Origin of the sequence: Photobacterium sp. SP02 (assembly GCF_038519165.1) — a bacterium.
Lineage (GTDB): Bacteria > Pseudomonadota > Gammaproteobacteria > Enterobacterales > Vibrionaceae > Photobacterium > Photobacterium halotolerans.
Window position 1 is genome coordinate 164,559 of record NZ_JASJOJ010000002.1, and the last position, 24,304, is coordinate 188,862.

Sequence of the window (24,304 nt, forward strand, 5' to 3'; positions counted from 1 at the left end):
ACGTCGGGTTTAATTTAATAATTCGCCATTATTTTGACGAATCAAACATGCTCATCGCTTTTTCGCTGCAATTTCGCCTGCAGATCGGTTTTCACTATTTCCAGCGCGGCCAGTGCCAGTTCGGGGTCAACCTTGTTGGTTTCCAGCAGATAGATCAAATCCACTGCCAGCTGAACTTCTTTCGGGGCGTCGGTGAGCGCATGTTTCACTGTGTGTTGTCCGGTTGATGGTGTCGGTTGTTTTTTGCTCATCATGCATCCTGAAAGTCGGCAGTGTTAGCTGGCGCGGTGAATTGTTTATCGGGTTGATGGACGGCCAGTGCTGCCCAGAAGAGCTGGGCATGGATATTCACCAATTGCTGGTGATCGTCGCGGTATCCGCCTCCTACCACAGCGGCAAGCGGGATGTTGTTATCGTGGCACTGGCTGATGACAAAATGATCCCGCTGAAAAATACCCTCAGTGGTGACGTTAAAATAGCCGAGTGCGTCGTGCTGGTGGATATCCACCCCGGCATCATAGATCACCAGATCAGGCCGGTGCTGGGCCAGCGCCAGTGTCAGCACAGCCTTAAAGGCCGATAAATAGTCATCGGTGCCGGTTTCGCGCGGTAAGGCTAAATCAATGTCAGAGTCAGGCTTGCGCGCCGGAAAGTTTTTGTCGCAGTGGACAGAAAAGGTCAGTATGTTGTCGTCATCGGCCAGCAAGGTGGCGGTGCCGTCACCCTGGTGGACATCGCAGTCAATGATCATGACTTTATCAATACCAGGCAGCGTCAGGGCATGGCGGGCCGCAAATGCCAGATCATTGACCAGACAGAAACCGCTGCCGAAGTCATAGTGCGCATGGTGATAACCGCCACTTAAATGCAGACTGATACCGTACTGACAGGCCAAATCCACAGTCATTCTGGTTCCGCCTGCCGATGTCAGGGTCCGCTCAATCAGCTGCGGACTCCAGGGAAAGCCGATGCGGCGCATTTTCGCTGCGGGTAAGGTGTTGTTGATCAGATTGTCAATATAGTCGGCCTGATGCAGCGTTTTGAGGGCGTCGGGCGTGACAGCTTCCGGCTGGAAAAAAGCCACATCGGCCCATGTCTCAATCTGTTTTTCCTGAGTGAGGTGCAGGAACAAGCGCTGATATTTGGTAATAGGGTATCTGTGCTTTGCTGGCAGAACCAGCTCAGAGTAGACAGGGTGATAGACAAGTGGCAGCATAGTTACCCTTTACGCTCCAGCTGGAGGATCGCCTTTTCAAGGCGGGCCATTGCCTGCTGGCAGCGGGCAAGCCGGCCTTCCAGCGCGAGCAGTTGTTGTTGCAAAGGCTGACGTGAACTGGCCTGCGGTGCCTGCTCCAGCGCAAACGCCTTGTCCTTCACCATAGCGGCAAGCCGCCTTTCCCAGTCCTGATGCTGTGCCAGTTCATCGTACAGCTCGTGCAGGCTTTTACGTTGTTTGACCTGGTATTTCGGCTCGGACTCACGAATTTGCTTGGTGGCCATTTCCCGCTGTACCGCCTGGATCTGAGCCAGAATTTTTTCGCAGACATAACTGGCTCTGGTGGCGTGTAACCGGCCCGATGCCTGCTCGCTTTTCAGTGCCGCTATCTCTTGCTGAATCTCGCGAATACAGGGAACCAGCAGGCGTGACTGGCCGTGAAATAATTGTTTGTCAAAAAGGGGTTTGCTGCTTTCCCTGCGCTGATGATCCAGCGCTTCGGCAGGAGAGAGCAGCTTGTCGACCAGATCAGAAAGGCGATGAAGGTCGTTTGTCATAGCTGTTTTTTCCTCTTACCGGTTTATAACCAGGCTTGCCAGGCCAGCCGGATGGCCAGAATAACCACCACGGTCACAAACACCGGGCGAATGAACTGACTGCCAAAGCGGATGGCAGAGTGCGCGCCAATATAAGCGCCGAGCATCAGGCAGACGCCCATGGTCAGCCCGAGGGCAACATTGATATGACCCAGTATGGCAAAGGTTATCAGTGAGGTCAGGTTACTGGTGAAGTTCATGGCTTTGGCCAGGCCGGATGCCAGCAAAATGTCCAGTTTATAGAGCGCCATGCTCGACACTGTCCAGAACGCGCCGGTTCCCGGTCCGGCCAAGCCGTCATAAAAGCCCAGCCCTGTGCCCTGCAGCCACTGTTTACGCTTCAGGCTGGCGTTGGGTTCAGGCAGCTTGTGACTGTCAGCTTTGGGGTGCGGATGCCAGATCGTATAAATCGCCGCCGCAAGAATGATCAGCGGGAGCACTTTCTCCAGCCAGCCGGTACTGATGATGTTAACAACCAGCGTACCTGTCACGGCGCCAATCAGGGTCGCGACGAATGATGCTTTCCAGAAAGCCGGGGAAAACAGCTGTTTTTTATAGTAAGTCAGCGCAGCGGTGGAGGAGGCAAACGTCGCCGCCAGTTTGTTGGTCCCTAATGCGATGTGCGGTGGCAATCCTAACGACAACAAGGCCGGGACTGTCAGCATGCCGCCGCCGCCGGCGACCGCATCAATAAATCCGGCAGCCAGGGCTACCAGACCGAGAATGAGCCACATGCCCGGATCTATCATTTCAATCATTAATTATTCATTTTTCTTTGATGGTGTGTTCAATTACGCGCTTAAATGGCGGCAAGGAATCGAGCAGTGCTTTGCCGTAGCGCCGTGTGATGATCCGTCTGTCGAGCAGCACAACTCTACCAAAATCCTGCTCTTTGCGCAGCAGTCGGCCTGCAGACTGGATCAGCTTCTTACTGGCTTCCGGTACGGCAATCTGTAAAAAGGGATTACCACCCCGACTTTCAATGTATTCCGCATGCGCTTCTTCAACCGGCGAGGTAGGCACCGCAAACGGTATTTTTGTGATCACCAGATTTCTCAGAAGATGCCCGGGTAAATCGAGGCCTTCGGAAAAGCTGCCGGTGCCGAACAGAATGCTGGCTTTTCCTTGTTCACAATTGCTCTTGTGTTTATCCAGCAGGATTGTACGTGACTCTTCTCCCTGTACCAGCAGTTCCCAGCTGTTTTTTTGACACAGCGGCCTTAAGGCTTCGGCAACCTTGTTCATTTGCCAGTAGGAAGAGAACAGCACCAGGCTGGCGGTTTCGCCTTCAAAATACTCAGGCAAGGTTTCTATCAGCAAATCAGTGAACTGCTCTGCCTGCGGCTCACATTTCATCTGCGGGATCACCAACCGGCCGTTATTCTGGTAATCAAACGGGGAGGCGAGGGCAAGAAAGCGTGTCCCTTCCGTCTCGCTGATCCCGGCCTGGCGGCAGAAGTAGCTGAATTGATTCAAAGCCCTGAGTGTCGCCGACACTAAAATGGAACCTGCTGCCCGGCTCCACAAAAGCTGGTCAAGACGATAGCCGATTTCCAGCGGTGACACCTGAACGATAAAATCCCCGTCCTGTTCCGGATTTTTTTCCAGCCAGCGCGCTAACGGGGCGCCCTGATCTTTGATGGGCTGCGCCATGAGTGACCAGACTTTCTCAAGGTTTTCAAGGCGCTGCAGATAGTGGCCAGATTCTGCCAGTGCCGGTTCTGCGCTACGTGCCGGTACTTCGTCATCTTTCAGGCGCTCAGTGATCATGTCATGCATTTTTGCCAGAGATTGCCTGGCTTTTTTGCTGGCATCCCGGCATCCCTGAGCCTCTTCTGTCAGCCAGGCAGGCAGTTCGCCGTGCGGAAAACGGTAACTGCCGTCTTTGCTAAATATCGCAGGGTCGACCTGACCGGCCAGCTGGCGTAACGTCGGCACTAAATGCTGGATGGATTCCTGCAAGGTATTCTGAAAACGGCCAGCCTTTTGGGCATCAGCCAGATCAGCCAGCTTACTGACCGACTGATTGAGCTTTTCCAGCCAGTTACTGGCACCTTTCAGGCTGGCGGCCGCGGCGGAAAAGTCCCTCGCCACTTGTGGCAGGTGGTGCGCTTCGTCAATGGCATAAATGGTGTGTTCAGGCTCTGACAATATGATGCCGCCGCCTAATTCCAGATCGGCCATCAGCAGCGCATGGTTGGCAATAATCACATCGGCTTTATCCATGTGCTCTCTGGCTTTCGCAAAAGGGCAGCTGCGGTGTTTGGCCATGCCGGAATTGCAACTGTGCTTATCCGATACGATTTGTTGCCAGACGCGATCCGGCACCACAGTCGGCCAACTGTCTCTGTCGCCATCCCACTTTCCCTGTTGCCAGGCGGCAAGCATGCGTTTGAGCATACTGAGGTCAGACTTTTTCGGCTTCTCCTGCCAGAGCGCCAGCTGACTGTCGTCCTGACCGGCACTGCTGGCTTCAAGACGATGACTGCAACAGTAACGCTGACGGCCCTTCGCCAGGATAAAACTAAATTCTTTCGGAAAAATTTGCCTGAAAAGCGGTAAATCCTTATGAACCAGCTGCTCTTGTAAGGCAACCGTTGCCGTCGCGATCAGTACTTTTTTGTTATTGAACAGTGCAAACGGGATACACCCCATCAGATACGACAGGGACTTGCCGATGCCCGTGCCCGCCTCCGCAACCAGCATTCGCTGTTTATCATGGTATTCGCCCGATAGCGTTTTAGCGATTTCAGCAACCAGATAGTTTTGCGCACGACGGGGTATAAAATGCTCAAGTTGTGCACTCAGGTTGGTATAGCACTGTTTAATATCACTTTTTATCTGGTTGTGAAGCATGATTGAAACTTAATCTGGATTGGGGCCGTCATTATAACACGAAGCTCTGGTCGTGGAGCTTCTCGCTGATCCTCGCGCATTTTTAACTTGAAATGGGATTCTCCTCACGAAATAAGATTGAACCCCAGTTGAATGGTGTGTCGTTAACTACTTGATTAATTCAATTAGCTTAAAATTCTTGCTTATAAAGTGTAATATTCTGCTTTTATCGGTTTTTAAATGCTTTTGTGGCTATAAATTCTTTTATTTGACGCTATTAAGTAACCATTAAATTCCATGTGATAAGTGTGTCTTTGTTAAATTTCTGCTAAATAATCTTGTTAAGTTATTGAAATTAAAGGGTGTATGAAAAATTTATTGTTACACAGTGAGAATTTGACATGGTAATAATTTCTCTGTCAGGATGAGTTCCGCAAGTTACGCCATCCCGGCATGGTTTTGCATGGTCAGGTTTTTCTGAACCGAACACAGGCTGCCGGGAAGGGATATAAAAAAACAATAGGGATTCTGGAAATAGGAATTCCATCCAAAAGAAAAGGCAGTGGATATCATGAAAAAAACGCTAATTGCACTATCTGTACTGGCTGCAGGCTCTGCAAACGCTTCTGTAAACCTGTTGGACCAAGACGGCGTTATCGTCGATTTGTCTGGTTCTGCTGAAGTTCAGTTCATCCAAAAGATTGTGGCTGACAATGTAGATTCTGATCCAAGCATCCGTCTGGATGATGGTGACATCACGCTGAACACCACTATCCCGGTTAACAACAACCTGAACGTGGTTGCAGGCCTGAGCTTTGACCTGTCTAACACTAATGCAGACGGCAGCTCTTCTGATTTCTTCAATGACGAACTGTACGCTGGTTTCCAGGGCAATAGCTTTGGTACTCTGACTTTCGGTCGTCAGTACCTGATCTCTGATGATGCAGGTATTGGTAAAGACTACGAGATGGGTACTGAAGAGTTGGGCTTTGATGCAACTCAGGGTAGTGAAGTTATCAAGTATGTTTACGATAACGGTCAATTCTACTTTGGCGCATCTCACGATGTGAACGCAAACGACAATGGCGGCATCACTGATGCACGTCTGGGTGCCCGTTTTGCCGGTCTGGATGTTCGCGGTTATTATTACATTTCTGAAGATGTCAATAATGCTGGTGAAGAGATCACAGGTTACAACTTGGAAGCTGAGTATGTATTTGGTGCATTCGCAGTTGCAGGTTCGTACGGCAATGGCGAGGTAGAGAATGCCGCTGGTCAAACAACGTTGGACGCAGACATAATTTCTCTGGCAGGTTCTTACACTATGGGTAAGAATACCTTCGCACTTGGTTACAACCGTGGCGATGTTGATGGTGGCGAAGCTACTGACAACGTTTATGCTAACGTAACTCACCAACTGCACAGCAACGTGAAGCTGTACGCAGAACTGGGTTGGGCTGACGGTGACAACACTGATTACGATCTGGGCTACGTAGCAGGTATGGAAGTACTGTTCTAAGAACGGTTCTTACCTGATACAACAGATATTGCAAAAGCCGCCGTTTGGGCGGCTTTTTGTTTTGGTTGACAACACAATAAGACTGATTGGCTATGAAAAAGATTCTATTATTTGCATCGCTGCTGGCGACGCATGTGCAGGCGGCAACCCTGTCGGTAAGCAACGGTATTGAGCTGTTGGTGGTGGACGGCAAAGAAGTGAGTACATCGCTGTGGTCACGTGCGACAGAGGTAGAGCTGCCTGCGGGTAAGCACCAGGTGGTGTTGCGCTACGATGCCGAACTGAAAAACGGCAGCAAGAACACCATTTATACTACCCGGCCTTATTTATTTGAGTTAACTATGCCGGCGCAGGATGCACGCATTGAGCTGCCGGCTATGGTTGCTCTCAGCCAGGCTCAGGCTTATTTCCAGCGCGGCCCGGAATGGACCCTGGTGCTGGCCGATGGCAACAAACGTGTTTTGCCTTTTGTGGAATTACAGGGCGATGGCGTTGCGGCATTCAGTGATATGGAAGCCTTGGTGTCTGAGTATAACCGTCAGCACGGTATCACCTTTGAACAGGGCTATGCCGTTGATCTACAGCAAGCGGCTGTGGCAGTCGGGCAAGACGGAAAAGTGGAAATTACCGGTGATTCGCTGGCGCAACTTAAATTGTGGTACAGCAAAGCGAAACCTGAAGAGAAAGCCGCCTTCAAGGCATGGATGGCTAACCAGCCATAAAGGCGAGACGCTGAGGGTCAATACCACTATCAGGTGAGGGGCAGGTTAAGAGCGCTGATGGTGGTATTTACTGTGTGACTGGCACTGATGGCAGCGGGGCTGCGCGGGGTCCTGCTCAAGAGTGGCTGTATCAATCGGCTCTTCGCAGTCGGTACAAATGCCGTACAAATCTAACCGTATTGCACATAAGGCGGCATCAATGGCTTCCAGGCGCCGTGCTTTTCGTCCAAGTGCCGGTTCGGTGCTATGAGTTGCCAGCGTCAGCAATTCATTGATGGTTTTTTCGGGCTGGTTTTTTTCTGTGCTGTCAGCACGAATAGCATTCAGCGCTGAATAGAGTTCCACTGAAAGTGCCTCATATTCTTGCTCCAGTCGAGTGGACTGCTGTTGCAGGTAATCACTATTCATAGAGAGACTCCTAGGTAAACTGAATCACAGTGTATGCCTAAACGCCACGCCAATACTGACTTAAGTCAAAGCAACAGCAGAATAACCCTTCTTTTTGTCGGTTTTTGTTATCAATAGAATGCTTTATAGTTCCTTGCTGTTTTTATGTGGTCACTTTGCCACTTTTTTCTATTTTTCAGTACGTTAAACTTAGAAAAAGGAAGATACAATGGAACATGATTTCAAAGAACCGTATAATCTTAATTACTTTATCGGTTTTCTGATTGCTATGCTGCTGCCGACATTGCCTGCAAGCCTGACCTGGCTGGGTATTCTGAGCAATTAATCCGCCAGCAGCGGAAAGCCTGAAACAGGCTGAAAGTAAAAGAGAGGGAATGTGAAACAACTGATCTGGCGAACCCTGTTGCTGGTTTCCGGCTGGTGTTTCGTAATCTTAGGCGTGTTGGGCATTTTCCTTCCTCTTTTACCTACCACTGTCTTTTTATTGTTAGCCAGCGCCTGTTTCATGCGTGGCTCTCCCAGAATACACGCCTGGTTACACAGCCATCCTAAACTGGGTCCTGTGCTGGATAACTGGCACCAGCATCATGCCATCAGCCGGGCTGTCAAACGGCGGGCTAATCTGACCATCACCCTCAGTTTCGCTTTATCTATCTTGATCGTGCCTGTCTCCTGGGTCAAAGTTTTACTGTTTGTGATTGCTGTCGTTCTGCTGATTTGGTTCAACCGTTTACCTGTCAGGGAAACGCAATGTTCCGGACAAGAAGAAAGCCGCTAACCCCTGTGAGCTCTTACATTTCAGAGTGAAAGTTGCCCCTTACGGTAAAAATCACTACTATTTGCGCCTAAACTGCCTGATAACAGGCGTCAAATACTTAAACAGACTGCTGTAACTATGCAGCCGGTGGAAAAGACTATGAGCCAAGACACCCTTGTCCAAGACGATTTCAGTTTGATCAAAAACAGCATCAAAACGATTCCGGATTATCCTAAGCCAGGCATACTGTTTCGCGATGTCACCAGCCTGATGGAAGACCCGGCCGCGTACGGTGCAACGATGCAAATTTTACATCAGCAGTTCAGTGACAAAGGGATAACAAAAGTCGTTGGTACCGAGGCTCGGGGCTTTTTGTTTGGCGCCCCGCTGGCGCTGGCGCTGGGTGTCGGTTTTGTGCCGGTTCGCAAGCCGGGTAAATTGCCGCGCAATGTGATCAGCGAAAGTTATGAGCTCGAATATGGCCAGGACACGCTGGAAATCCATGTAGATGCCATTGTTGAAGGCGATAAAGTATTGCTGGTCGATGATCTGCTGGCAACCGGCGGCACCATTGAAGCCACCACGAAACTGGTTCGCCGTTTGGGCGGCATTGTGGAAGATGCGGCTTTTGTCATTAATCTGCCTGAGATTGGTGGTCAGCAGCGTTTGCGTAATCTTGGTCTCAATGTCTTCAGTATCTGCGACTTTGACGGTCATTGATTGACCCGTTCTGCTTAAATCTGGGGGATGTGGATTTTCAGGTTAAAATGTTGTCAGTAACAATCTGGAAAGCGAAACATCCCCTTGAGTTCTCTCGCGCCTTTTCACTCCCTGTGCTAGCATGGTCGACTGGATTCAGTCTGGCGGATCACCGTCACTGATTGATCGGATTCTGTAGGATTTATCACCATGAGTTACCAGGTTCTGGCTCGGAAATGGCGGCCGCATCGTTTTGACGATGTGGTCGGCCAATCCCATGTCCTGACAGCCCTGACCAATGCGCTGACACATAACCGACTTCATCATGCTTACCTGTTCAGTGGCACCCGTGGCGTGGGTAAAACAACCATTGCCCGCCTGTTTGCCAAGGGGCTCAACTGTGAACAGGGCATCACTGCATCTCCCTGTGGTCAGTGCCATACTTGTCTGGAAATTGAGCAGGGACGTTTTGTTGATCTGCTGGAAATTGATGCCGCCTCCAGAACAAAGGTCGAAGACACCCGGGAACTGCTGGATAACGTACAGTACAAACCGGCGCGAGGGCGCTTCAAGATCTATTTGATCGATGAAGTGCATATGCTGTCTCGCCACAGTTTTAATGCCTTGCTGAAAACGCTGGAAGAGCCGCCAGAGCACGTCAAATTTATTCTGGCGACCACAGATCCTCAAAAACTGCCTGCGACGATTCTGTCCCGTTGCCTGCAGTTTCATCTCAAGCATCTGGATAATGCCCAGATACAGCAACAGCTGAGCCATGTCCTGACCGAAGAAGCAGTCACCTTCGACAGTAAAGCGCTGAGTTTGCTGGCACGTGCTGCAGAAGGCAGCATGCGTGATGCACTCAGCCTTACCGATCAGGCGATTGCGCTGGGTAACGGCCAGGTACAGTCAGACACAGTGGCGGCTATGCTCGGCACGCTCAATACAGAGCAGGCGCTGTATCTGCTGGAGGCGATGGCTCAGGGTCAGGTCGAGCCGGCAATGGCCTGCCTGGCAGAACTGGCCGCTGTTGGTGTGGAGTGGGATAGCCTGCTGAGTGAATTAGCCGCGCAGCTTCATCGTGTGGCTATGTACCAGGTGCTACCCGCAGCGCTGGATCTGTCCGCGCCTGATGCCGACAGAATTGTCCTGCTGGCCAAATCAATGTCGCCGCAGGATGTGCAGTTGCACTACCAGATCGCATTGCAGGGACGCCAGGATTTACCTTTGGCACCGGATGGCCGTACGGGACTGGAAATGGTGCTGTTGCGAATGCTGGCATTTCGTCCTGTCGCGGCGGGCGCATTAACTCCTCAGGCGGTTCCTGTTCCGGCATCAGCTCCTGCTGGTCGTCCGGCTGCGCCTCAGACAAGAACCGCACCTCAGGACATGTCACCGGTTCGACCGGCAGTGCCGTCAGAAGCGGTAAGGCCTGTATCTGAAGGTGACTCACCTTCGCAGCCTGCAGTCGCTCCCGAGCCAGCAACAGTTCACGAGCCTGCATCAGTTCGCGAGCTTTCGTCAGTTCGCGAGCGAGCAATGGCGCCTGAACATGCCCCTGAGTCGCAAACGGCATCTCAGCCTGTAATGCAAGCGCAGCCGGCTGAGCACAACCCGCCGCAGTCAGCGGCAATGACACAGGCGGCATCACCGGCATCCGGGCTGCTGGCAGCAAGAAATCGCTTGCGCAGCCAGAGCCGGCGAGGCCAGGAAGCTGCCGAGCCAAAAAAGACTGAACCGGCGTCGGTGAAGAAACCTGCTTCCAGTGTGCTGGAACGGATCTCGAACCAGCATGCTGGTCGCCGTTCTCAGCCAGCAGGCGCAAATCACGTGTCGCCGGTCGCTCAGCAGCAGTCGGTTGAACCGGTCAAAGCCGAGGATTATCAGTGGCAGCCGACGAGTCAGCCCGAGCCTGACACGCAATCGCCGGAGGTGATCGCACCCACTGAGCTCAAGCAAGCGCTGGAGCACGAAAAAACACCTGAAATGGCGGAACAGCTTGTCAGTGAAGCGGCAAAGCAGGATAGTTGGTCAGAGCTGGTGACCCGGTTAAATACTGATCGTTTGGTACAGCAGCTAGCATTAAATTCTGCGATGGAGCAGCAGGGTAGTGACCTGACTCTGTATCTGCGTCCGTCTCAGCAGCATCTGGATACACAAAAAGCCAGGGCTCAGCTAAGCACAGCACTGGCTGAGATACTGGGACAAGAGATAGAATTACACATCAAGCCTGGTGATAATGGGCGTACTCCGCTGGAATGGCGGGAATACATTTATCAACAGAAACTGGATCAGGCTAAGACAAGTCTGCAGCAGGATCCTCACGTGACTTTCATCTGTCAGCGATTCAGTGCTGTACTTGATGAAGAGAGCGTAAGACCCTTATAAATTAACCAGACCGATAGAGAGAGAAGATATGTTTGGTAAAGGTGGTATGGCGAACATGATGAAGCAGGCGCAGCAGATGCAAGAGCGTATGCAGCAAATGCAGGAAGAAATCGCCAACATGGAAGTGACAGGTGAAGCGGGTGCCGGCATGGTAAAAGTGACCTTGACCGGCAGTCACAGCGTTCGTCGTGTTGAGCTGGATGACAGCTTGATGGAAGACGATAAAGAAATGCTGGAGGATCTGATTGCGGCTGCTTTTAACGATGCGGCACGTCGTATTGAAGAAGCGCAGAAAGAAAAAATGGCCAGTGTTACCGGCGGCATGAACTTGCCAGCCGGCTTCAAGATGCCATTCTAATCAATGCGTACCAGTCCGTTACTTGAGCAGTTGATGGACGCGCTGCGCTGCCTGCCCGGTGTTGGGCCAAAATCAGCGCAGCGTATGGCTTTCAGCCTGTTGCAACGTAACCGTCAGGGTGGGTTGCAGTTGGCTGATGTGCTGGGGAAAGCCATGACCGAAATCGGTCATTGCCGCGATTGCCGCACCTTCACTGAAGAAGACGTGTGTGCTATCTGCGAAAATCCCCGTCGTCTGGAAAATGGCCAGATTTGTGTGGTGGAAAGTCCGGCAGATATTATGGCCGTTGAAGCGACAGGTCAGTTTTCAGGCCGGTATTTTGTGCTGATGGGACACCTGTCGCCATTAGATGGCATCGGCCCGAGCGATATCGGGTTAGATGTGCTGGAATACCGTTTGCAAAATGAACACATTGCCGAACTGATCCTGGCCACCAACCCTACGGTTGAAGGTGAGGCTACTGCGCATTTCATTGCTGAGCTTTGTCAGGCTTATCAGGTACCGGCGACCCGGATTGCACATGGTGTACCGGTTGGCGGTGAGCTTGAGCTGGTGGATGGGACAACGCTGTCGCATTCTCTGGCAGGCCGGCAGAAACTGTATTAAAGCCGCTTTGCCATGTTCTTGACCTGTTATGAATAACCGACGATCACCGTCGGTTTTTTTTCGTTAAAGGTTAGCATTCAGCACCTGAGATCGGGTATTCAGTCCGGTTAACAGCACGGCTTTTTCACTCATGATATCAATCCGGTTACTTTGCTCCGCATTGAGCTGAAAATACTGGTTGATCGCGGCAATCTGCTGGTTACTGAAGGCACTTTCATCGCCTGTTTTCAGCTCATTAAAGTGGGTCGGCCGAACCTGCAGATAACCCCCACTGACTTCCCATCGGCCGTATTCAGTAATCGTCAGGTGAAGCTGGCCCTGATCCTCATTAATCAGAGTCACCCGGGTTACCCGGGAATATGACTGGTTAGGCATATAGACAATATGGCTGGTTTCAATAACCTTTTTAAGAATTTCGAGCCCGGGCACTTCCGTTGAAGCCACATCTGTGACTGTGTAAGACTGCCAGTTATGCGCAGTCAGAAAACGGGAAATCTTATGGTCACTGCTAAAGAAATAGTAAAGGCTGCCCAGGGTCACCAGGCTTGTTAATGCAATGATGATCAACAGGTAATATCTGTGCGTTCTGCCCGGCTGGGTTAGTGTACTGAACATGGCAGATCCCTCTCTCTGTCAAGTGTCACTATCGTCAGTGTCATATTTTTCCGGTAATCAGCCGGTGTATAAATCAGATTAATCCACAGCTGATTATGTGCCCCGCCTGTGACAATGATTTTTGCCGGTGCCGCTGATGGCTTGTGGTCACTGCTCAGCATATGGGCGGAGACACATTGCCTGATGAGTGGACGCCATTCCCCGGTAACCTCAACCTCACTGGGGATCAGTACGGGAATATCATTGATCATAAAGGCTTTATAGAAGGCACTCGATGAAGGTGGCGGTGCCAGGTATGCCCAGAGCGGTAATACAATACACAGTATGAAGGTTGTCAGGGCACTGATCATGTACCTGGGCTGGAAAAACCGGCGCGTCACCGGGGCGTGCGTTATCTGTGTCTCTGGCTGTACACATGCTGTATCGGGGGTATCCTCAGCCGGGCTTGCAGATACCGGAAGTGGGGGAGGCGAATCAATGAAGCCAACATTGTTATCAGCCTGAACACCATTGGGGATATCAGCTGTAGGTGCAGGGGCTGCGTCAATACGATCGACACTGGCAATCATCTGATAACCGCGTTTGGGTATCGTCTTGATAAAGGCCGGTGAGCGGGTCGAGTCCTGTAGATATTTACGCAAGGTTGAAATCGATTGGGTCAGGCTGGAGTCATCCACCTCAAATCCTTGCTCGCGCCAGATAAAATCATGCATACGCTGACGGGAGATTATGGTGCCCGGTTCATCCAGCAGCAAATGTAATGCCCGGCTTTCATTGATACCTAAATAAACGGTTTCTTCCGGCTGAAGATTGTCAGCCAGGCTGTTGTGCTGGGGAGAGAAAGTAAACCTGTTGCCAATCAGAAATTTACAATGCGTATGATCCATTACCAGCCTTTTGGTGACCTGTGACTCGTTTATCATAGACGCCTGACCGTTTATTGAATAGCTAAGATGCTGACTTTAGGGCAATCTTAGATTTTTTCACGCTAAGGCTTGATTTAAGTTGAACTGACCATATCTAGGTATCAGTAATGAGGTAAACCTGGATTACGGAGTTCAAATGAGCGAGCAAACCCTGCAAAAAAACAAAGAAACACGTGGCTTTCAATCTGAAGTAAAGCAATTGCTTCACTTAATGATCCACTCATTGTACTCAAATAAAGAGATATTTTTACGGGAGCTGATTTCCAATGCTTCCGATGCGGCTGACAAACTGAGGTTCCGTGCCCTTTCCGCTCCTGAGCTGTATGAGAACGATGGCGAGCTGGCAGTACGTTTGTCGTTTGATGAAAAAGCGGGCACTGTCACTATCAGTGACAATGGTATCGGTATGACCCGCGAAGAGGTGATCGAGCACCTGGGGACGATTGCCAAGTCCGGTACGAAAGACTTTTTCTCTAAGCTGAGTGAAGCTCAGAGCAAAGATTCTCAGTTAATTGGCCAGTTTGGCGTCGGCTTCTATTCTTCGTTTATTGTTGCCGATGCAGTGACAGTCAATACCCGTGCCGCCGGTGCGCCCGTCGAGCAGGCGGTAAGCTGGCACTCAACCGGTGAAGGCGACTATACGGTTGAGGATATCGAGAAAACGGGCCGTGGCACCGAGATCATTCTTCATCTGCGTGAAGAAGAAAAAGAATTTCTCAGCGAGTACCGTCTGCGCAATATCATCAGTAAATATTCCGACCACATTGGCATTCCTGTGCTGATGGAAACGGCTGAACACGATGAGGAAGGCAAGGAAACCGGTAAGAAGTGGGAGCAGGTCAATAAAGCACAGGCGTTATGGACCCGCAGTAAATCTGATATTTCAGATGATGAATACAAAGAATTCTATAAACATGTCTCCCATGACTTTGCTGAACCGCTGAGCTGGAGCCATAATCGCGTGGAAGGCCAGCAAGACTACACCAGTCTGCTGTATATCCCGTCCAAAGCGCCGTTTGACCTGTATAACCGCGACAGCAAACACGGCCTGAAACTCTATGTTCAGCGTGTGTTTATCATGGACGATGCCGAGCAGTTCATGCCGATGTACCTGCGTTTTATGCGCGGTCTGATTGACTCGAATGATCTGCCGTTAAATGTGTCCCGTGAAATTCTGCAGGACAACAAGGTGACTCAGGCGCTGCGTAAAGCCTGTACCAAGCGTGCCTTGTCCATGCTGGAAAAACTGGCGAAGAAAGATGAGTATGCATCGTTCTGGCAAGAATTCGGTCAAGTGCTGAAAGAAGGTGTGGCGGAAGATTTCACCAACCGCGAGAAAATTGCCGGGTTGCTGCGTTTCAGTTCAACCCATAACGATACGTCTGAGCAAACCGTTTCTCTGGCAGATTACGTCAGCCGGATGAAAGAAGGTCAGGAAAAGATCTACTACATTACCGCCGACAGCTTCAAGGCGGCGAAAAGCAGCCCGCACTTGGAGCAGTTCCGTGCCAAAGGCCTGGAAGTGGTGCTGATGCACGACCGCATTGATGAATGGCTGATGGGTCATCTGCCGGAATTTGACGGTAAGCCGTTCCAGTCAATTACCAAGGCCGGTCTGGATCTTTCTAAGTTTGAAAACGAAGAAGAGAAAGAAGCACAGCAGCAGACCAAAGAAGAATTTGCTTCGGTTATCGAGCGCACCAAAGCCTATTTGGGCGATCGTGTGCAAGATGTCCGGGCAACGTTCAAGCTGCAGGACACACCGGCTGTGGTGGTGACGGATGAAAATGAAATGGGAACACAGATGGCGAAACTGCTGGCTGCGGCCGGTCATGAAGCGCCGGAAGTGAAGTACATTTTTGAGCTGAATCCGAAACACCCGGTAGTGAACCGTATGGCCGATGAAGCGGACGAAGACGCGTTTGGCCGCTGGGTTGAGATGTTACTGGGGCAGGCGATGCTTGCTGAACGGGGTTCGATGGAAGATCCATCCCAGTTCCTGGCGGCAGTCAATAAGCTGTTGGCACAGCCATAATCAACCACGGGCGCAGAGGCAATCTGCGCCCGTTTTGCTTCAAAGAGTATGCTGATAAAGAATGTAATCGTTTAGCTTCCTGGGACGCGGACTTGCGAGTATGGTCTAATCAGTGTATTTTTCTGACTTTCCAAAAACTCCGGCTAATTACTAGAAAAGGGGATCAAGATGCGCATCATTCTTCTGGGCGCTCCAGGTGCAGGTAAAGGCACACAGGCACAATTCATCATGGAGAAATTTGGTATTCCTCAGATTTCGACGGGTGATATGCTGCGTGCGGCAATCAAAGCGGGTACTGAGCTGGGTAAACAAGCGAAAGCCGTGATTGACGCAGGTCAGTTGGTGTCTGACGATATTATTCTGGGTCTGGTCAAAGAGCGTATTGCTGAAGACGACTGTGCAAAAGGCTTCCTGCTGGACGGTTTCCCACGCACTATTCCTCAGGCTGATGGTCTGAAAGAAGTTGGCGTGGCAGTGGATTACGTCATTGAATTTGACGTTCCAGACAGCGTAATTGTCGAACGTATGGCGGGTCGCCGTGTACATTTGGCGTCAGGCCGTACTTATCATGCCGTTTACAATCCGCCGAAAGTGGAAGGTAAAGATGACGTCACTGGCGAAGAATTGGTTATCCGTGAAGATGACAAAGAAGAAACAGTTCGTGCACGTCTGGGTGTATACCATAATCAAACGGCTCCGCTGATCAGCTATTACAGCAAAGAAGCCGATGCCGGCAACACCACATACATCAAAATTGATGGTACACAGCCAGTGGCTGATGTCAGTGCAGAGCTGGCAAAAGCTTTAGCTTAATCGAATATTGGTGATGTTCCACAGTCAATATGGTTAACCAAATCGGGTTAACAGACTGTATGGTCAAAAAGCGGGAGGTTAACAGCCTTCCGCTTTTTTTATGTCAATGGCCGTGATACCAAGGGCAAATCAATTGCTTAGTGGTACACTATCGTTGTCATTGAATAACGAGATGAACAGCAGGTGATGATGGAGAATAAAGGCATTGGCGTACTCTTGGTCAATCTGGGTACACCGGATGAAGCAACCCCAGCGGCAGTAAAGCGGTTTCTGGGCGAATTTTTGAGTGACCCTCGTGTCGTTGATCTGTCTAAGTGGCTATGGCGACCGGCATTGTACGGGGCAATTCTTCCTATCCGTTCTCCCAAGGTTGCGAAACTGTATCAGTCGATTTGGCTTGAGGAAGGCTCGCCGCTGATGGTCTATTCGCAGCGACAGCGCGATGCACTGGAGGAAAGGCTGAACATACCGGTTGCACTGGGGATGACGTACGGGAACCCCAGCATTAAGTCAGCCTTGTCGATGCTCAGTGATCAGGGATGCCGAAAGGTAATTGTTTTACCGTTATATCCGCAGTATTCGCGCACGACAACAGCTGCTGTGTTTGACAAAGTGGCGCGCAGCCTTCAACAGACGGATTACCTGCCAGGGCTCAGGTTTATCAACCATTATCAGGACCACCCTGGCTATATTTCGGCGCTTGCTGAATCGGTCACTAATGTCTGGGCCGAGCATGGAGAGCCTGACTACCTGCTGTGTTCGTACCATGGTATTCCAAAACGTTACGCTGATTTGGGCGATCCTTATCCCGAGCACTGTAATCAGACAACGGCACTTCTGGCAGAAGCGCTGGCGATGCCAAGAGAAAAGATGAGCATGAGTTACCAGTCGATTTTTGGTCGCGAAGAATGGCTGAAGCCCTATACCGAGCCAACGATTATTGAACTGGCAAAAAAAGGGGTTAAACGGCTGGATGTGATTTGCCCTGCGTTTTCAGTCGACTGCCTGGAAACCATCGAAGAGATCGCAGAGGGCTGTAAAGATGCCTTTATCAATGCTGGTGGTGAAACCTTCAACCTGATCCCCTGCCTTAATGATAACAGCGCCCATATAGCTATGATGGAAACCCTGATCCGGCAGCATACTCAGGGCTGGTAACCTTTTCTTAACTTCTACACATACCATGATCTGGCTCGCACTTATTGTTCGGGCCGTTTCTTCACTGAACTATATTTTGTGATATCATCCGCAAGTTTTTTCTACCCGGCAGCGCGATATCATGAAATTTCCTGGTCAACGTAAATCAAAACACTATTTTCCCGTCCATGCCCGAGATCCGCTTCTGACTCAGGCCAGCAGCAAACCGCTTGCGCGTACGCATGTTGTTGGCATAGACCAAACGCTGGTGGATATTGAAGCCTGTGTCGATGATGAGTTCCTGAGCCGCTATGCGCTGAGCAAAGGACACTCTTTGGTAATTGCCGAAGAGGCAGCAGAAGCGCTTTATCGTGAACTGAAAGAAAAAGACCTGATTCGTCATGAGTTTGCGGGTGGAACGATAGGAAATACGCTGCACAACTATTCAGTACTGGCGGATGATAAATCGGTGCTTCTTGGCGTGATGAGCCAGGATATCCAGATTGGCAGCTATGCATACCGGTATCTGGTCAATACCTCCAGCCGTATGGATCTGAATAATCTCCAGCCTGTGGACGGGCCGATTGGCCGCTGCTTCGCCCTGATCACACCGGATGGTGAGCGGACGTTTGCCATCAATGAAGGCCGGATGAACCAGCTGGAACCGGACAGCATCCCGGAATCGATTTTTGAGCGCGCCTCTGCGCTGGTACTGACGGCATACCTGGTGCGTTGCAAAGAAGGCGATCCGATGCCGGAAGCCACCATGCGTGCCATTCAGTATGCCAAGAAATACGATGTACCGGTTGTGCTGACATTGGGGACCAAGTTTGTGATTGCGGACGATCCGCAATGGTGGCGCGATTTCCTGCGTGAGCATGTCACGGTTGTCGCCATGAATGAAGACGAAGCAGAAGCACTGACAGGATTTTCCGATCCATTACTGGCTTCTGATAAAGCCCTGGATTGGGTCGATTTTGTGCTGTGCACCGCCGGTCCTGTGGGTTTGTACACAGCAGGTTATACGGAAGAGAGCACTAAGCGAGCCACCAGCCTGCCGCTGTTGCCCGGTGAAATTCCTGAGTTTAACCGTTACGAGTTCAGCCGCCCGATGACCAAAGCCGATTGCGAAACGCCGCTTCGGGTGTATTCGCACATTGCCCCTTATATGGGCGGGCCGGAGCGGATTAAAAATACCAACGGTGCCGGGGATGGCGCACTGTCGGCGCTGCTGCACGATATGGCGGCGAACCGTTACCATAAAGAAAATGTGCCGAAATCCAGCAAGCACAGCTACGATTTCCTGGCTTATTCATCGTTTTCTCAGATCTGCCTGTATTCGAATCGCGTCAGTTACGAAGTTCTGGCTCAGCACTCTCCGCGTTTGTCGCGAGGACTCCCCGAGCGGGAAGACAGTCTGGAAGAGGCATACTGGGAGCGTTGATATCCCGATACCGGTGAAAAGCAGAGACTTTGATGTTTGTAAAAAACCGCCATTTTGGCGGTTTTTTGTTTTTCAGCCTTGGTAAAATCGGCCTGATTGCGGGTTAAGAGCCGCGGTTATATTCAGGCAAACGATTTCGTTTGATAGGTTTTGTTAATTACTTTCAGAAAGCCAACCAAATAGGGCACTCAGCATGTCGTGATGAAAACTGGCCGGTGAGGATGATTTTGAACTAAAGACGCGATGCCAAAAGTGCGCGGTTTTGGTCTGCTTGCCATGATTTTTTTTCAGAAGGTAAAATATTCAGATTTTGATTTTCGCTCAACTTCGCGGTGTTTTTTATGTTTTTCATGTGATTTCAGCTCAAGACATTCGACAAAGCTAAGGCGGCTATCTGAAAATGAGCGGGTAGTGAGATATTTTATTCTGCCTTCATGTTTCAGTTTTTATGTCAGTTGATAGAATTAGCGGGATGTAACTTTGTGACAAATGCAGATATAGTGTGCTCCATCTTGGGGAACTTCACTTTCTGATAGGGATAACCTATCAAATTGAGAGGCCAGGACATCAGCACATTGTCGTTCTGAATGTTATGCTTTGCCGGAATTAGACCCGTCAAACTTGTATACCTGTTAGGGAAAGATAAAGAACATGGTCATACCTGAAAACAGCGATATTGTTATTTTTGGTGCCTCAGGCGATTTAACGTATCGTAAGCTTATCCCAGCGCTGTATCATCTGTATGTTAATCAGATGCTACCTTCTGATTTCTCTATCCTTGGCGTCAGCCGTACTGAAAACAGTGATGAGGAATACAGAGAAAAAGTCCGGGCTTCTCTGGTCAAAACTGAGAAAACGGATCCCGAGAAGTTGGCTGCATTTTGTCAGCATGTTGGATATCAGGCCATCAACACGTTAGATTGTGATGACTATGGTAAGTTGCAACAGCGACTGGAAGAAAAAGCCGCTCAGTCTGTTGCTCCTCGTAACACTCTATTCTATCTCGCCACTCCCCCCAGTTTATATGATGTGATCCCGGCCAGTCTGGCTGCCCATGGTCTGAATGATGAAAGCACCGGCTGGAAACGACTGATCATCGAAAAGCCGTTTGGCTACGATTTGGAAACGGCTCAGGAACTGGATAAGAAGCTGCACAAGCACTTCAAAGAAAGCCAGATTTTCCGTATTGACCACTACCTGGGCAAAGAAACGGTGCAGAACCTGCTGGTCTTCCGCTTTGCTAACGGTATGTTTGAGCCATTGTGGAACCGTAACTTTATTGATTACGTTGAAATTACCGCAGCAGAATTCCTGGGTGTGGAAGAGCGCGGTGGCTATTACGAAAACGCAGGCGCGGTGCGTGACATGCTGCAGAACCATCTGCTGCAGGTTTTGGCCATGGTTGCTATGGAGCCGCCATCGGCGATTAATGGCAACGTCATGCGTGATGAAGTGGCCAAAGTGCTCAATAGTCTGCAGCCGCTGTCTGAAGAAGATTTGCGTAAAAACCTGGTTCTGGGGCAGTACACAGCTTCTGAATTGCGCGGGAAAGAGCTTGCCGGTTATCGTGAAGAGCCGGGTGTTGCTGAAGATTCCCGCACTGAAACTTATGTCGGCCTGAAAGCTTTTATCAACAACTGGCGCTGGAACGGTGTACCGTTTTACATCCGAACCGGTAAACGCCTGCCAACGCGTGTCACCGAAGTGGTTATTCACTTCAAGAAAACGCCGCACCCTGTCTTTGGCAAAGATGCGCCCGATAACAAGCTGGTTCTGCGTATTCAGCCTGACGAAGGCATTTTGATGAACTTCGCTCTGAAGCGTCCGGGTGCAGGATTCAAAACCCAGGAAGTGGCGATGGATTTCCGTTACGACGAACTGGTTGACAGCAATGTGCTGACAGCCTACGAGCGTTTGCTGCTGGATGCCATGGCCGGTGACTCAACCCTGTTTGCACGCAGCGATGCGGTTGAAGCTTGCTGGCGCTATGTTCAGCCGATTCTGTCATTCAATCAGGATCCGCATGCCCTGTTTGGTTATGCTTGTGGTACCTGGGGACCGAAAGAAGCCGATGAACTGCTGGCCAGAGATAACCGCCAGTGGCGCTTCCCGTGCTCAAACCTGACTGATACCGAATATTGCGAGTTATAACTATGACTGATCTTAAAATTTATGCTGATGCGCAAGCCGTGGTTAAGAGCCTGGCTGACGACATGATGGCCATCAGCCAGCAAGATAAGCCTGTGCATATTTCGCTGTCAGGTGGTAGCACGCCTAAGCAGTTGTTTGCCGCCTTGGCCCAGGCGCCGTATGCCGAAGGTGTTAACTGGCAGAATCTGCATTTCTGGTGGGGCGACGAGCGTTGTGTTGCACCGGATGATGCAGAAAGTAATTATGGTTGTGCCCAGGCACTGTTGTTTGATCACGTTGCTATCCCGGCCGCCAATATTCACCGCATCCGTGGTGAAGATGAGCCTCAGGCCGAAGCCAAGCGTTTCGCTGAAGAAATGGCTGCGGTGATTCCGGCTGAGAATGGATTACCTGTTTTTGACTGGATCTTACTGGGTGTCGGCGACGATGGTCATACTGCGTCTCTTTTCCCGGGGCAGACTGACTATGATGAACCCGGTTTAAGTCTGGTTGCGCCTCATCCGCAAAGCGGTCAGTTACGTGTCAGCAAATCAGCCCGTTTGCTGGAAGCGGCAAAACGAATTTCTTATCTGGTTATCGGTGCGGGTAAAACCGAGATTGTGGCAGAAATCCACTCTCAGCCTGCCGATAGCCTGCCTTACCCGGCCGCCAAAATTCAGGCCCGCCAGGGTAAGACCGAATGGTATTTGGATGCAGTAGCAGCCAGTAAGTTAGCGATTGGAGAATAAATAAATGAAAGGTGATATTGGTGTAATCGGCCTTGCCGTTATGGGCCAGAACCTGATCCTGAACATGGATGACCACGGTTTTAAGGTCGTTGCGCATAACCGTACAGCTGCCAAAGTCGACGAATTTCTGAATGGCCCGGCTAAAGGCACTAAGATCCAGGGCGCTTACAGCCTGCAGGAGCTGGTAGACAAGCTGGAAGCCCCTCGCAAAATCATGCTGATGGTCCGTGCCGGTGATGTGGTCGACAGCTTTATCGAGCAACTGATCCCGCTGCTGGACAAAGGCGACATCATCATTGATGGCGGTAACTCTAACTATCCAGACAGCATCCGCCGTGTGGATTACCTGAAAGACAAAGGTCTGCGTTTCATCGGTGCTGGTGTCTCCGGTGGTGAAGAAGGTGCACGTTTCGGACCTTCTATCATGCCAGGTGGTGATGCTGAAGCTTGGCCGTTCGTGAAGCCGATTTTTCAGGCAATTGCGGCTAAAACTGAGCAGGGCGAGCCTTGCTGTGACTGGGTTGGCGAGTCTGGTGCCGGTCACTTTGTAAAAATGGTTCACAACGGTATCGAATACGGTGATATGCAGCTGATCAGCGAAGCGTATCACTTCATGAAAACCGGTCTGGGTATGACCCACGAAGAAATGGAACAGGCGTTCCGTGACTGGAATGAGACTGAGCTGAACAGCTACCTGATCGAAATCACTGCCGATATTCTGGCCTACCGTGATGAAGATGGTGAGCCACTGGTTGAAAAAATCATGGACTCGGCCGGCCAGAAAGGCACGGGTAAATGGACAGGCATCAACGCCCTGGACATGGGTATCCCGCTGACACTGATCACAGAATCTGTGTTTGCCCGCTGCCTGTCTTCGCTGAAAGGTCAGCGTGAAGAGGCAGAGAAGCTGTTTGGCAAAACAGTAGAAGCCGTTGAAGGCGACAAAGCAGAGTGGCTGGAAGCGGTACGTCAGGCACTGCTGGCCTCTAAGATTATCTCTTATGCGCAAGGCTTTATGCTGATGCGTCAGGCGTCTGACGACAACGGCTGGAACCTGAATTATGGTAACGTTGCTCTGATGTGGCGCGGTGGCTGTATCATTCGTTCAGCTTTCCTGGGCAACATTCGTGATGCATTTGAAGCGGATCCTTCACTGGCGTTCCTGGGCTCGGATCCTTACTTCAAAGCAATTCTGGAAAACGGCATGAAAGCCTGGCGTAAAGTGGCAGCCAAGTCACTGGAAATTGGTCTGCCAATGCCGTGTCTGACCTCTGCACTGACCTTCCTGGACGGCTACACCACTGCGCGTCTGCCGGCAAATATGATTCAGGCACAGCGTGACTACTTTGGTGCGCACACCTATGAGCGTACTGACAAGCCACGTGGCCAGTATTTCCACACCAACTGGACGGGCACAGGTGGCGATACGGCCTCCACAACCTACGACGTTTAATCGCAGCGCGCTGCTAAGCGGTTAACAGACAGCAATCAAAAGGAGCCTTTGGCTCCTTTTTTCATTTGTGCTATCCAGCTTGTCAGCGCTTTGCTGCCCCTACATCAGACCGCCATGCAAGTGGCCAACCCGCTGTTAGCTTGTGAGCACAGTTGTAACAGATAAAGTGTGGACAGACATGAGCTGGCGGGGAGTCACTCGGGTGGTAAAAAGGGGAAAGGGGCCTTCCTGGCCCCTTTTTGTTGCCTTTGCGTGCGGAGATAAGGCAGGCAAAGGCGGACGCGCTCTTGGATGGAGTAACGCTCGGTATTAAGCCTTCTGATAGGCTTCGTTGTGGACGGCAGCAACCGCACGACCGGATGGGTCAGCACTGTTTTTAAAGCTCTCATCCCATTCAATGGCTTTGGCACTGGAGCAGGCGATAGACGGACCACCCGGCACACATTTAGCGGCATCTTCCAGCGGGAACAACTCTTCAAAGATTTCACGATAAACGTAAGCTTCTTTGGAGGTTGGTGTGTTGTAAGGGAAGCGGAAACGGGCAGTTTCCAGCTGCTGATCCGTTACTTTCTCTGCGGCGACTTCTTTCAGCGTGTCGATCCAGTTGTAACCCACACCGTCAGAGAACTGCTCTTTCTGACGCCATGCCACAGATTCAGGCAGCATGTCACCAAAGCATTCACGGATAATGTGTTTTTCCATTTTGCCGTTGCCGCACATCTTGTCCTGCGGGTTGATGCTCATGGCAACTTCCAGGAACTCTTTATCCAGGAATGGCACACGCGCTTCAATCCCCCAGGCTGCCATGGATTTGTTGGCACGTGCACAGTCGAACATGTTTGCGGGCGACAAGTACGGCGGTCTGTCTGAAATGGCACTGTACTACATCGGCGGTATC

At 50.8% G+C, this 24,304-nt stretch carries 23 protein-coding genes; 14 read left to right on the forward strand and 9 right to left on the reverse strand.

Going from position 1 to position 24,304, the window contains the following annotated elements:
- Positions 1-41 precede the first annotated feature (41 nt).
- From rsmS to dinG, 5 genes are read right to left on the reverse strand one after another with little or no spacing between them, the layout of a single operon-like run.
- Positions 42-251, reverse strand: coding sequence for a pleiotropic regulatory protein RsmS (gene rsmS, locus P0Y67_RS01720; RefSeq protein WP_342390476.1), 210 nt, complete (start codon positions 249-251; stop codon positions 42-44).
- Positions 251-1,216 (reverse strand): histone deacetylase family protein, encoded by a 966-nt coding sequence (locus tag P0Y67_RS01725; protein ID WP_342390477.1) that lies wholly within the window; start codon positions 1,214-1,216, stop codon positions 251-253. The genes rsmS and P0Y67_RS01725 overlap by 1 nt, the downstream gene beginning before the upstream one ends.
- Positions 1,217-1,218: 2 nt before the next feature.
- Positions 1,219-1,773, reverse strand: coding sequence for a primosomal replication protein (locus tag P0Y67_RS01730; protein ID WP_342390478.1), 555 nt, complete (start codon positions 1,771-1,773; stop codon positions 1,219-1,221).
- Between the two features lie 23 nt (positions 1,774-1,796).
- Positions 1,797-2,570: a sulfite exporter TauE/SafE family protein gene (locus P0Y67_RS01735; RefSeq protein ID WP_192014816.1), complete on the reverse strand. Its 774-nt coding sequence runs from the start codon at positions 2,568-2,570 to the stop codon at positions 1,797-1,799.
- Between the two features lie 7 nt (positions 2,571-2,577).
- The gene (gene dinG, locus P0Y67_RS01740) at positions 2,578-4,668 is read right to left on the reverse strand and encodes an ATP-dependent DNA helicase DinG (protein WP_342390479.1); all 2,091 of its coding nucleotides are present in this window, start codon (positions 4,666-4,668) and stop codon (positions 2,578-2,580) included.
- A gap of 550 nt (positions 4,669-5,218) precedes the next feature.
- Between dinG and P0Y67_RS01745 the strand changes: the two genes are divergently transcribed.
- The gene (locus P0Y67_RS01745) at positions 5,219-6,166 is read left to right on the forward strand and encodes a porin (protein ID WP_342390480.1); all 948 of its coding nucleotides are present in this window, start codon (positions 5,219-5,221) and stop codon (positions 6,164-6,166) included.
- Positions 6,167-6,258: 92 nt separating this feature from the next.
- Positions 6,259-6,888 carry a YccT family protein gene (locus P0Y67_RS01750; RefSeq protein WP_342390481.1) on the forward strand — a complete coding sequence of 210 codons (630 nt, stop codon included), beginning with the start codon at positions 6,259-6,261 and terminating at the stop codon, positions 6,886-6,888.
- Positions 6,889-6,933: 45 nt separating this feature from the next.
- On the opposite strand, the gene P0Y67_RS01755 is transcribed toward P0Y67_RS01750, so the two are convergent.
- Positions 6,934-7,296: a TraR/DksA family transcriptional regulator gene (locus P0Y67_RS01755; protein WP_342390482.1), complete on the reverse strand. Its 363-nt coding sequence runs from the start codon at positions 7,294-7,296 to the stop codon at positions 6,934-6,936.
- A gap of 376 nt (positions 7,297-7,672) precedes the next feature.
- Here P0Y67_RS01755 and P0Y67_RS01760 point away from each other — a divergent pair, with 376 nt between their 5' ends.
- The 5 genes from P0Y67_RS01760 to recR all read left to right on the forward strand — a co-directional run bounded on the left by P0Y67_RS01760 (position 7,673) and on the right by recR (position 12,104).
- Complete coding sequence (locus tag P0Y67_RS01760; RefSeq protein ID WP_342390483.1) at positions 7,673-8,074, forward strand: YbaN family protein; 402 nt, start codon at positions 7,673-7,675, stop codon at positions 8,072-8,074.
- Between the two features lie 138 nt (positions 8,075-8,212).
- Complete coding sequence (apt, locus tag P0Y67_RS01765; protein WP_161459678.1) at positions 8,213-8,773, forward strand: adenine phosphoribosyltransferase; 561 nt, start codon at positions 8,213-8,215, stop codon at positions 8,771-8,773.
- 189 nt (positions 8,774-8,962) lie between these two features.
- A complete protein-coding gene (gene dnaX, locus P0Y67_RS01770) occupies positions 8,963-11,140 on the forward strand; it encodes a DNA polymerase III subunit gamma/tau (protein WP_342390484.1) in 2,178 nt (725 codons plus the stop codon).
- A 28-nt stretch (positions 11,141-11,168) separates the two neighbouring features.
- Complete coding sequence (locus P0Y67_RS01775; RefSeq protein WP_027252662.1) at positions 11,169-11,498, forward strand: YbaB/EbfC family nucleoid-associated protein; 330 nt, start codon at positions 11,169-11,171, stop codon at positions 11,496-11,498.
- Between the two features lie 3 nt (positions 11,499-11,501).
- Positions 11,502-12,104: a recombination mediator RecR gene (gene recR, locus P0Y67_RS01780; RefSeq protein ID WP_027252661.1), complete on the forward strand. Its 603-nt coding sequence runs from the start codon at positions 11,502-11,504 to the stop codon at positions 12,102-12,104.
- A gap of 63 nt (positions 12,105-12,167) precedes the next feature.
- Here the strand turns inward: recR and P0Y67_RS01785 are convergent, their stop codons facing one another.
- Positions 12,168-12,719 carry a regulatory protein ToxS gene (locus P0Y67_RS01785; RefSeq protein WP_342390485.1) on the reverse strand — a complete coding sequence of 184 codons (552 nt, stop codon included), beginning with the start codon at positions 12,717-12,719 and terminating at the stop codon, positions 12,168-12,170.
- Entirely contained in the window at positions 12,704-13,606 is a 903-nt protein-coding gene (locus tag P0Y67_RS01790; RefSeq protein ID WP_342390486.1) for a transcriptional regulator, read from the reverse strand. The genes P0Y67_RS01785 and P0Y67_RS01790 overlap by 16 nt, the downstream gene beginning before the upstream one ends.
- 175 nt (positions 13,607-13,781) lie before the next feature.
- Between P0Y67_RS01790 and htpG the strand changes: the two genes are divergently transcribed.
- From htpG to gnd, 7 genes are all read left to right on the forward strand, one after another.
- Positions 13,782-15,680: a molecular chaperone HtpG gene (htpG, locus tag P0Y67_RS01795; RefSeq protein WP_342390487.1), complete on the forward strand. Its 1,899-nt coding sequence runs from the start codon at positions 13,782-13,784 to the stop codon at positions 15,678-15,680.
- 168 nt (positions 15,681-15,848) lie between these two features.
- Entirely contained in the window at positions 15,849-16,493 is a 645-nt protein-coding gene (adk, locus tag P0Y67_RS01800) for an adenylate kinase (RefSeq protein ID WP_027252658.1), read from the forward strand.
- Positions 16,494-16,682: 189 nt separating this feature from the next.
- Positions 16,683-17,651: a ferrochelatase gene (gene hemH / locus P0Y67_RS01805; protein WP_342390496.1), complete on the forward strand. Its 969-nt coding sequence runs from the start codon at positions 16,683-16,685 to the stop codon at positions 17,649-17,651.
- Between the two features lie 121 nt (positions 17,652-17,772).
- Entirely contained in the window at positions 17,773-19,074 is a 1,302-nt protein-coding gene (locus tag P0Y67_RS01810; protein ID WP_342390488.1) for an inosine/guanosine kinase, read from the forward strand.
- A gap of 651 nt (positions 19,075-19,725) precedes the next feature.
- On the forward strand, positions 19,726-21,225 hold the full coding sequence (gene zwf / locus P0Y67_RS01815) for a glucose-6-phosphate dehydrogenase (protein ID WP_342390489.1): 1,500 nt from the start codon (positions 19,726-19,728) through the stop codon (positions 21,223-21,225).
- 2 nt (positions 21,226-21,227) lie between these two features.
- A complete protein-coding gene (gene pgl / locus P0Y67_RS01820; RefSeq protein WP_342390490.1) occupies positions 21,228-21,953 on the forward strand; it encodes a 6-phosphogluconolactonase in 726 nt (241 codons plus the stop codon).
- Between the two features lie 4 nt (positions 21,954-21,957).
- Complete coding sequence (gene gnd, locus P0Y67_RS01825; protein WP_342390491.1) at positions 21,958-23,406, forward strand: decarboxylating NADP(+)-dependent phosphogluconate dehydrogenase; 1,449 nt, start codon at positions 21,958-21,960, stop codon at positions 23,404-23,406.
- A gap of 309 nt (positions 23,407-23,715) precedes the next feature.
- Here the strand turns inward: gnd and P0Y67_RS01830 are convergent, their stop codons facing one another.
- On the reverse strand, positions 23,716-24,213 hold the full coding sequence (locus P0Y67_RS01830; RefSeq protein ID WP_446728786.1) for an asparagine synthase-related protein: 498 nt from the start codon (positions 24,211-24,213) through the stop codon (positions 23,716-23,718).
- Positions 24,214-24,304: the final 91 nt, after the last annotated feature.

Coding starts and splice junctions, on each gene's coding strand:
- zwf (WP_342390489.1), top strand. CDS start 19,726: ATGGTCATACCTGAAAACAGCGATATTGTTATTTTTGGTGCCTCAGGC.
- htpG (WP_342390487.1), top strand. CDS start 13,782: ATGAGCGAGCAAACCCTGCAAAAAAACAAAGAAACACGTGGCTTTCAA.
- gnd (WP_342390491.1), top strand. CDS start 21,958: ATGAAAGGTGATATTGGTGTAATCGGCCTTGCCGTTATGGGCCAGAAC.
- P0Y67_RS01725 (WP_342390477.1), bottom strand. CDS start 1,216: ATGCTGCCACTTGTCTATCACCCTGTCTACTCTGAGCTGGTTCTGCCA.
- P0Y67_RS01810 (WP_342390488.1), top strand. CDS start 17,773: ATGAAATTTCCTGGTCAACGTAAATCAAAACACTATTTTCCCGTCCAT.
- P0Y67_RS01730 (WP_342390478.1), bottom strand. CDS start 1,773: ATGACAAACGACCTTCATCGCCTTTCTGATCTGGTCGACAAGCTGCTC.
- P0Y67_RS01750 (WP_342390481.1), top strand. CDS start 6,259: ATGAAAAAGATTCTATTATTTGCATCGCTGCTGGCGACGCATGTGCAG.
- P0Y67_RS01785 (WP_342390485.1), bottom strand. CDS start 12,719: ATGTTCAGTACACTAACCCAGCCGGGCAGAACGCACAGATATTACCTG.
- dnaX (WP_342390484.1), top strand. CDS start 8,963: ATGAGTTACCAGGTTCTGGCTCGGAAATGGCGGCCGCATCGTTTTGAC.
- adk (WP_027252658.1), top strand. CDS start 15,849: ATGCGCATCATTCTTCTGGGCGCTCCAGGTGCAGGTAAAGGCACACAG.
- P0Y67_RS01830 (WP_446728786.1), bottom strand. CDS start 24,213: ATGGCAGCCTGGGGGATTGAAGCGCGTGTGCCATTCCTGGATAAAGAG.
- P0Y67_RS01755 (WP_342390482.1), bottom strand. CDS start 7,296: ATGAATAGTGATTACCTGCAACAGCAGTCCACTCGACTGGAGCAAGAA.
- hemH (WP_342390496.1), top strand. CDS start 16,683: ATGGAGAATAAAGGCATTGGCGTACTCTTGGTCAATCTGGGTACACCG.
- P0Y67_RS01790 (WP_342390486.1), bottom strand. CDS start 13,606: ATGGATCATACGCATTGTAAATTTCTGATTGGCAACAGGTTTACTTTC.
- P0Y67_RS01745 (WP_342390480.1), top strand. CDS start 5,219: ATGAAAAAAACGCTAATTGCACTATCTGTACTGGCTGCAGGCTCTGCA.
- P0Y67_RS01735 (WP_192014816.1), bottom strand. CDS start 2,570: ATGATTGAAATGATAGATCCGGGCATGTGGCTCATTCTCGGTCTGGTA.
- dinG (WP_342390479.1), bottom strand. CDS start 4,668: ATGCTTCACAACCAGATAAAAAGTGATATTAAACAGTGCTATACCAAC.
- pgl (WP_342390490.1), top strand. CDS start 21,228: ATGACTGATCTTAAAATTTATGCTGATGCGCAAGCCGTGGTTAAGAGC.
- P0Y67_RS01775 (WP_027252662.1), top strand. CDS start 11,169: ATGTTTGGTAAAGGTGGTATGGCGAACATGATGAAGCAGGCGCAGCAG.
- rsmS (WP_342390476.1), bottom strand. CDS start 251: ATGAGCAAAAAACAACCGACACCATCAACCGGACAACACACAGTGAAA.
- apt (WP_161459678.1), top strand. CDS start 8,213: ATGAGCCAAGACACCCTTGTCCAAGACGATTTCAGTTTGATCAAAAAC.
- recR (WP_027252661.1), top strand. CDS start 11,502: ATGCGTACCAGTCCGTTACTTGAGCAGTTGATGGACGCGCTGCGCTGC.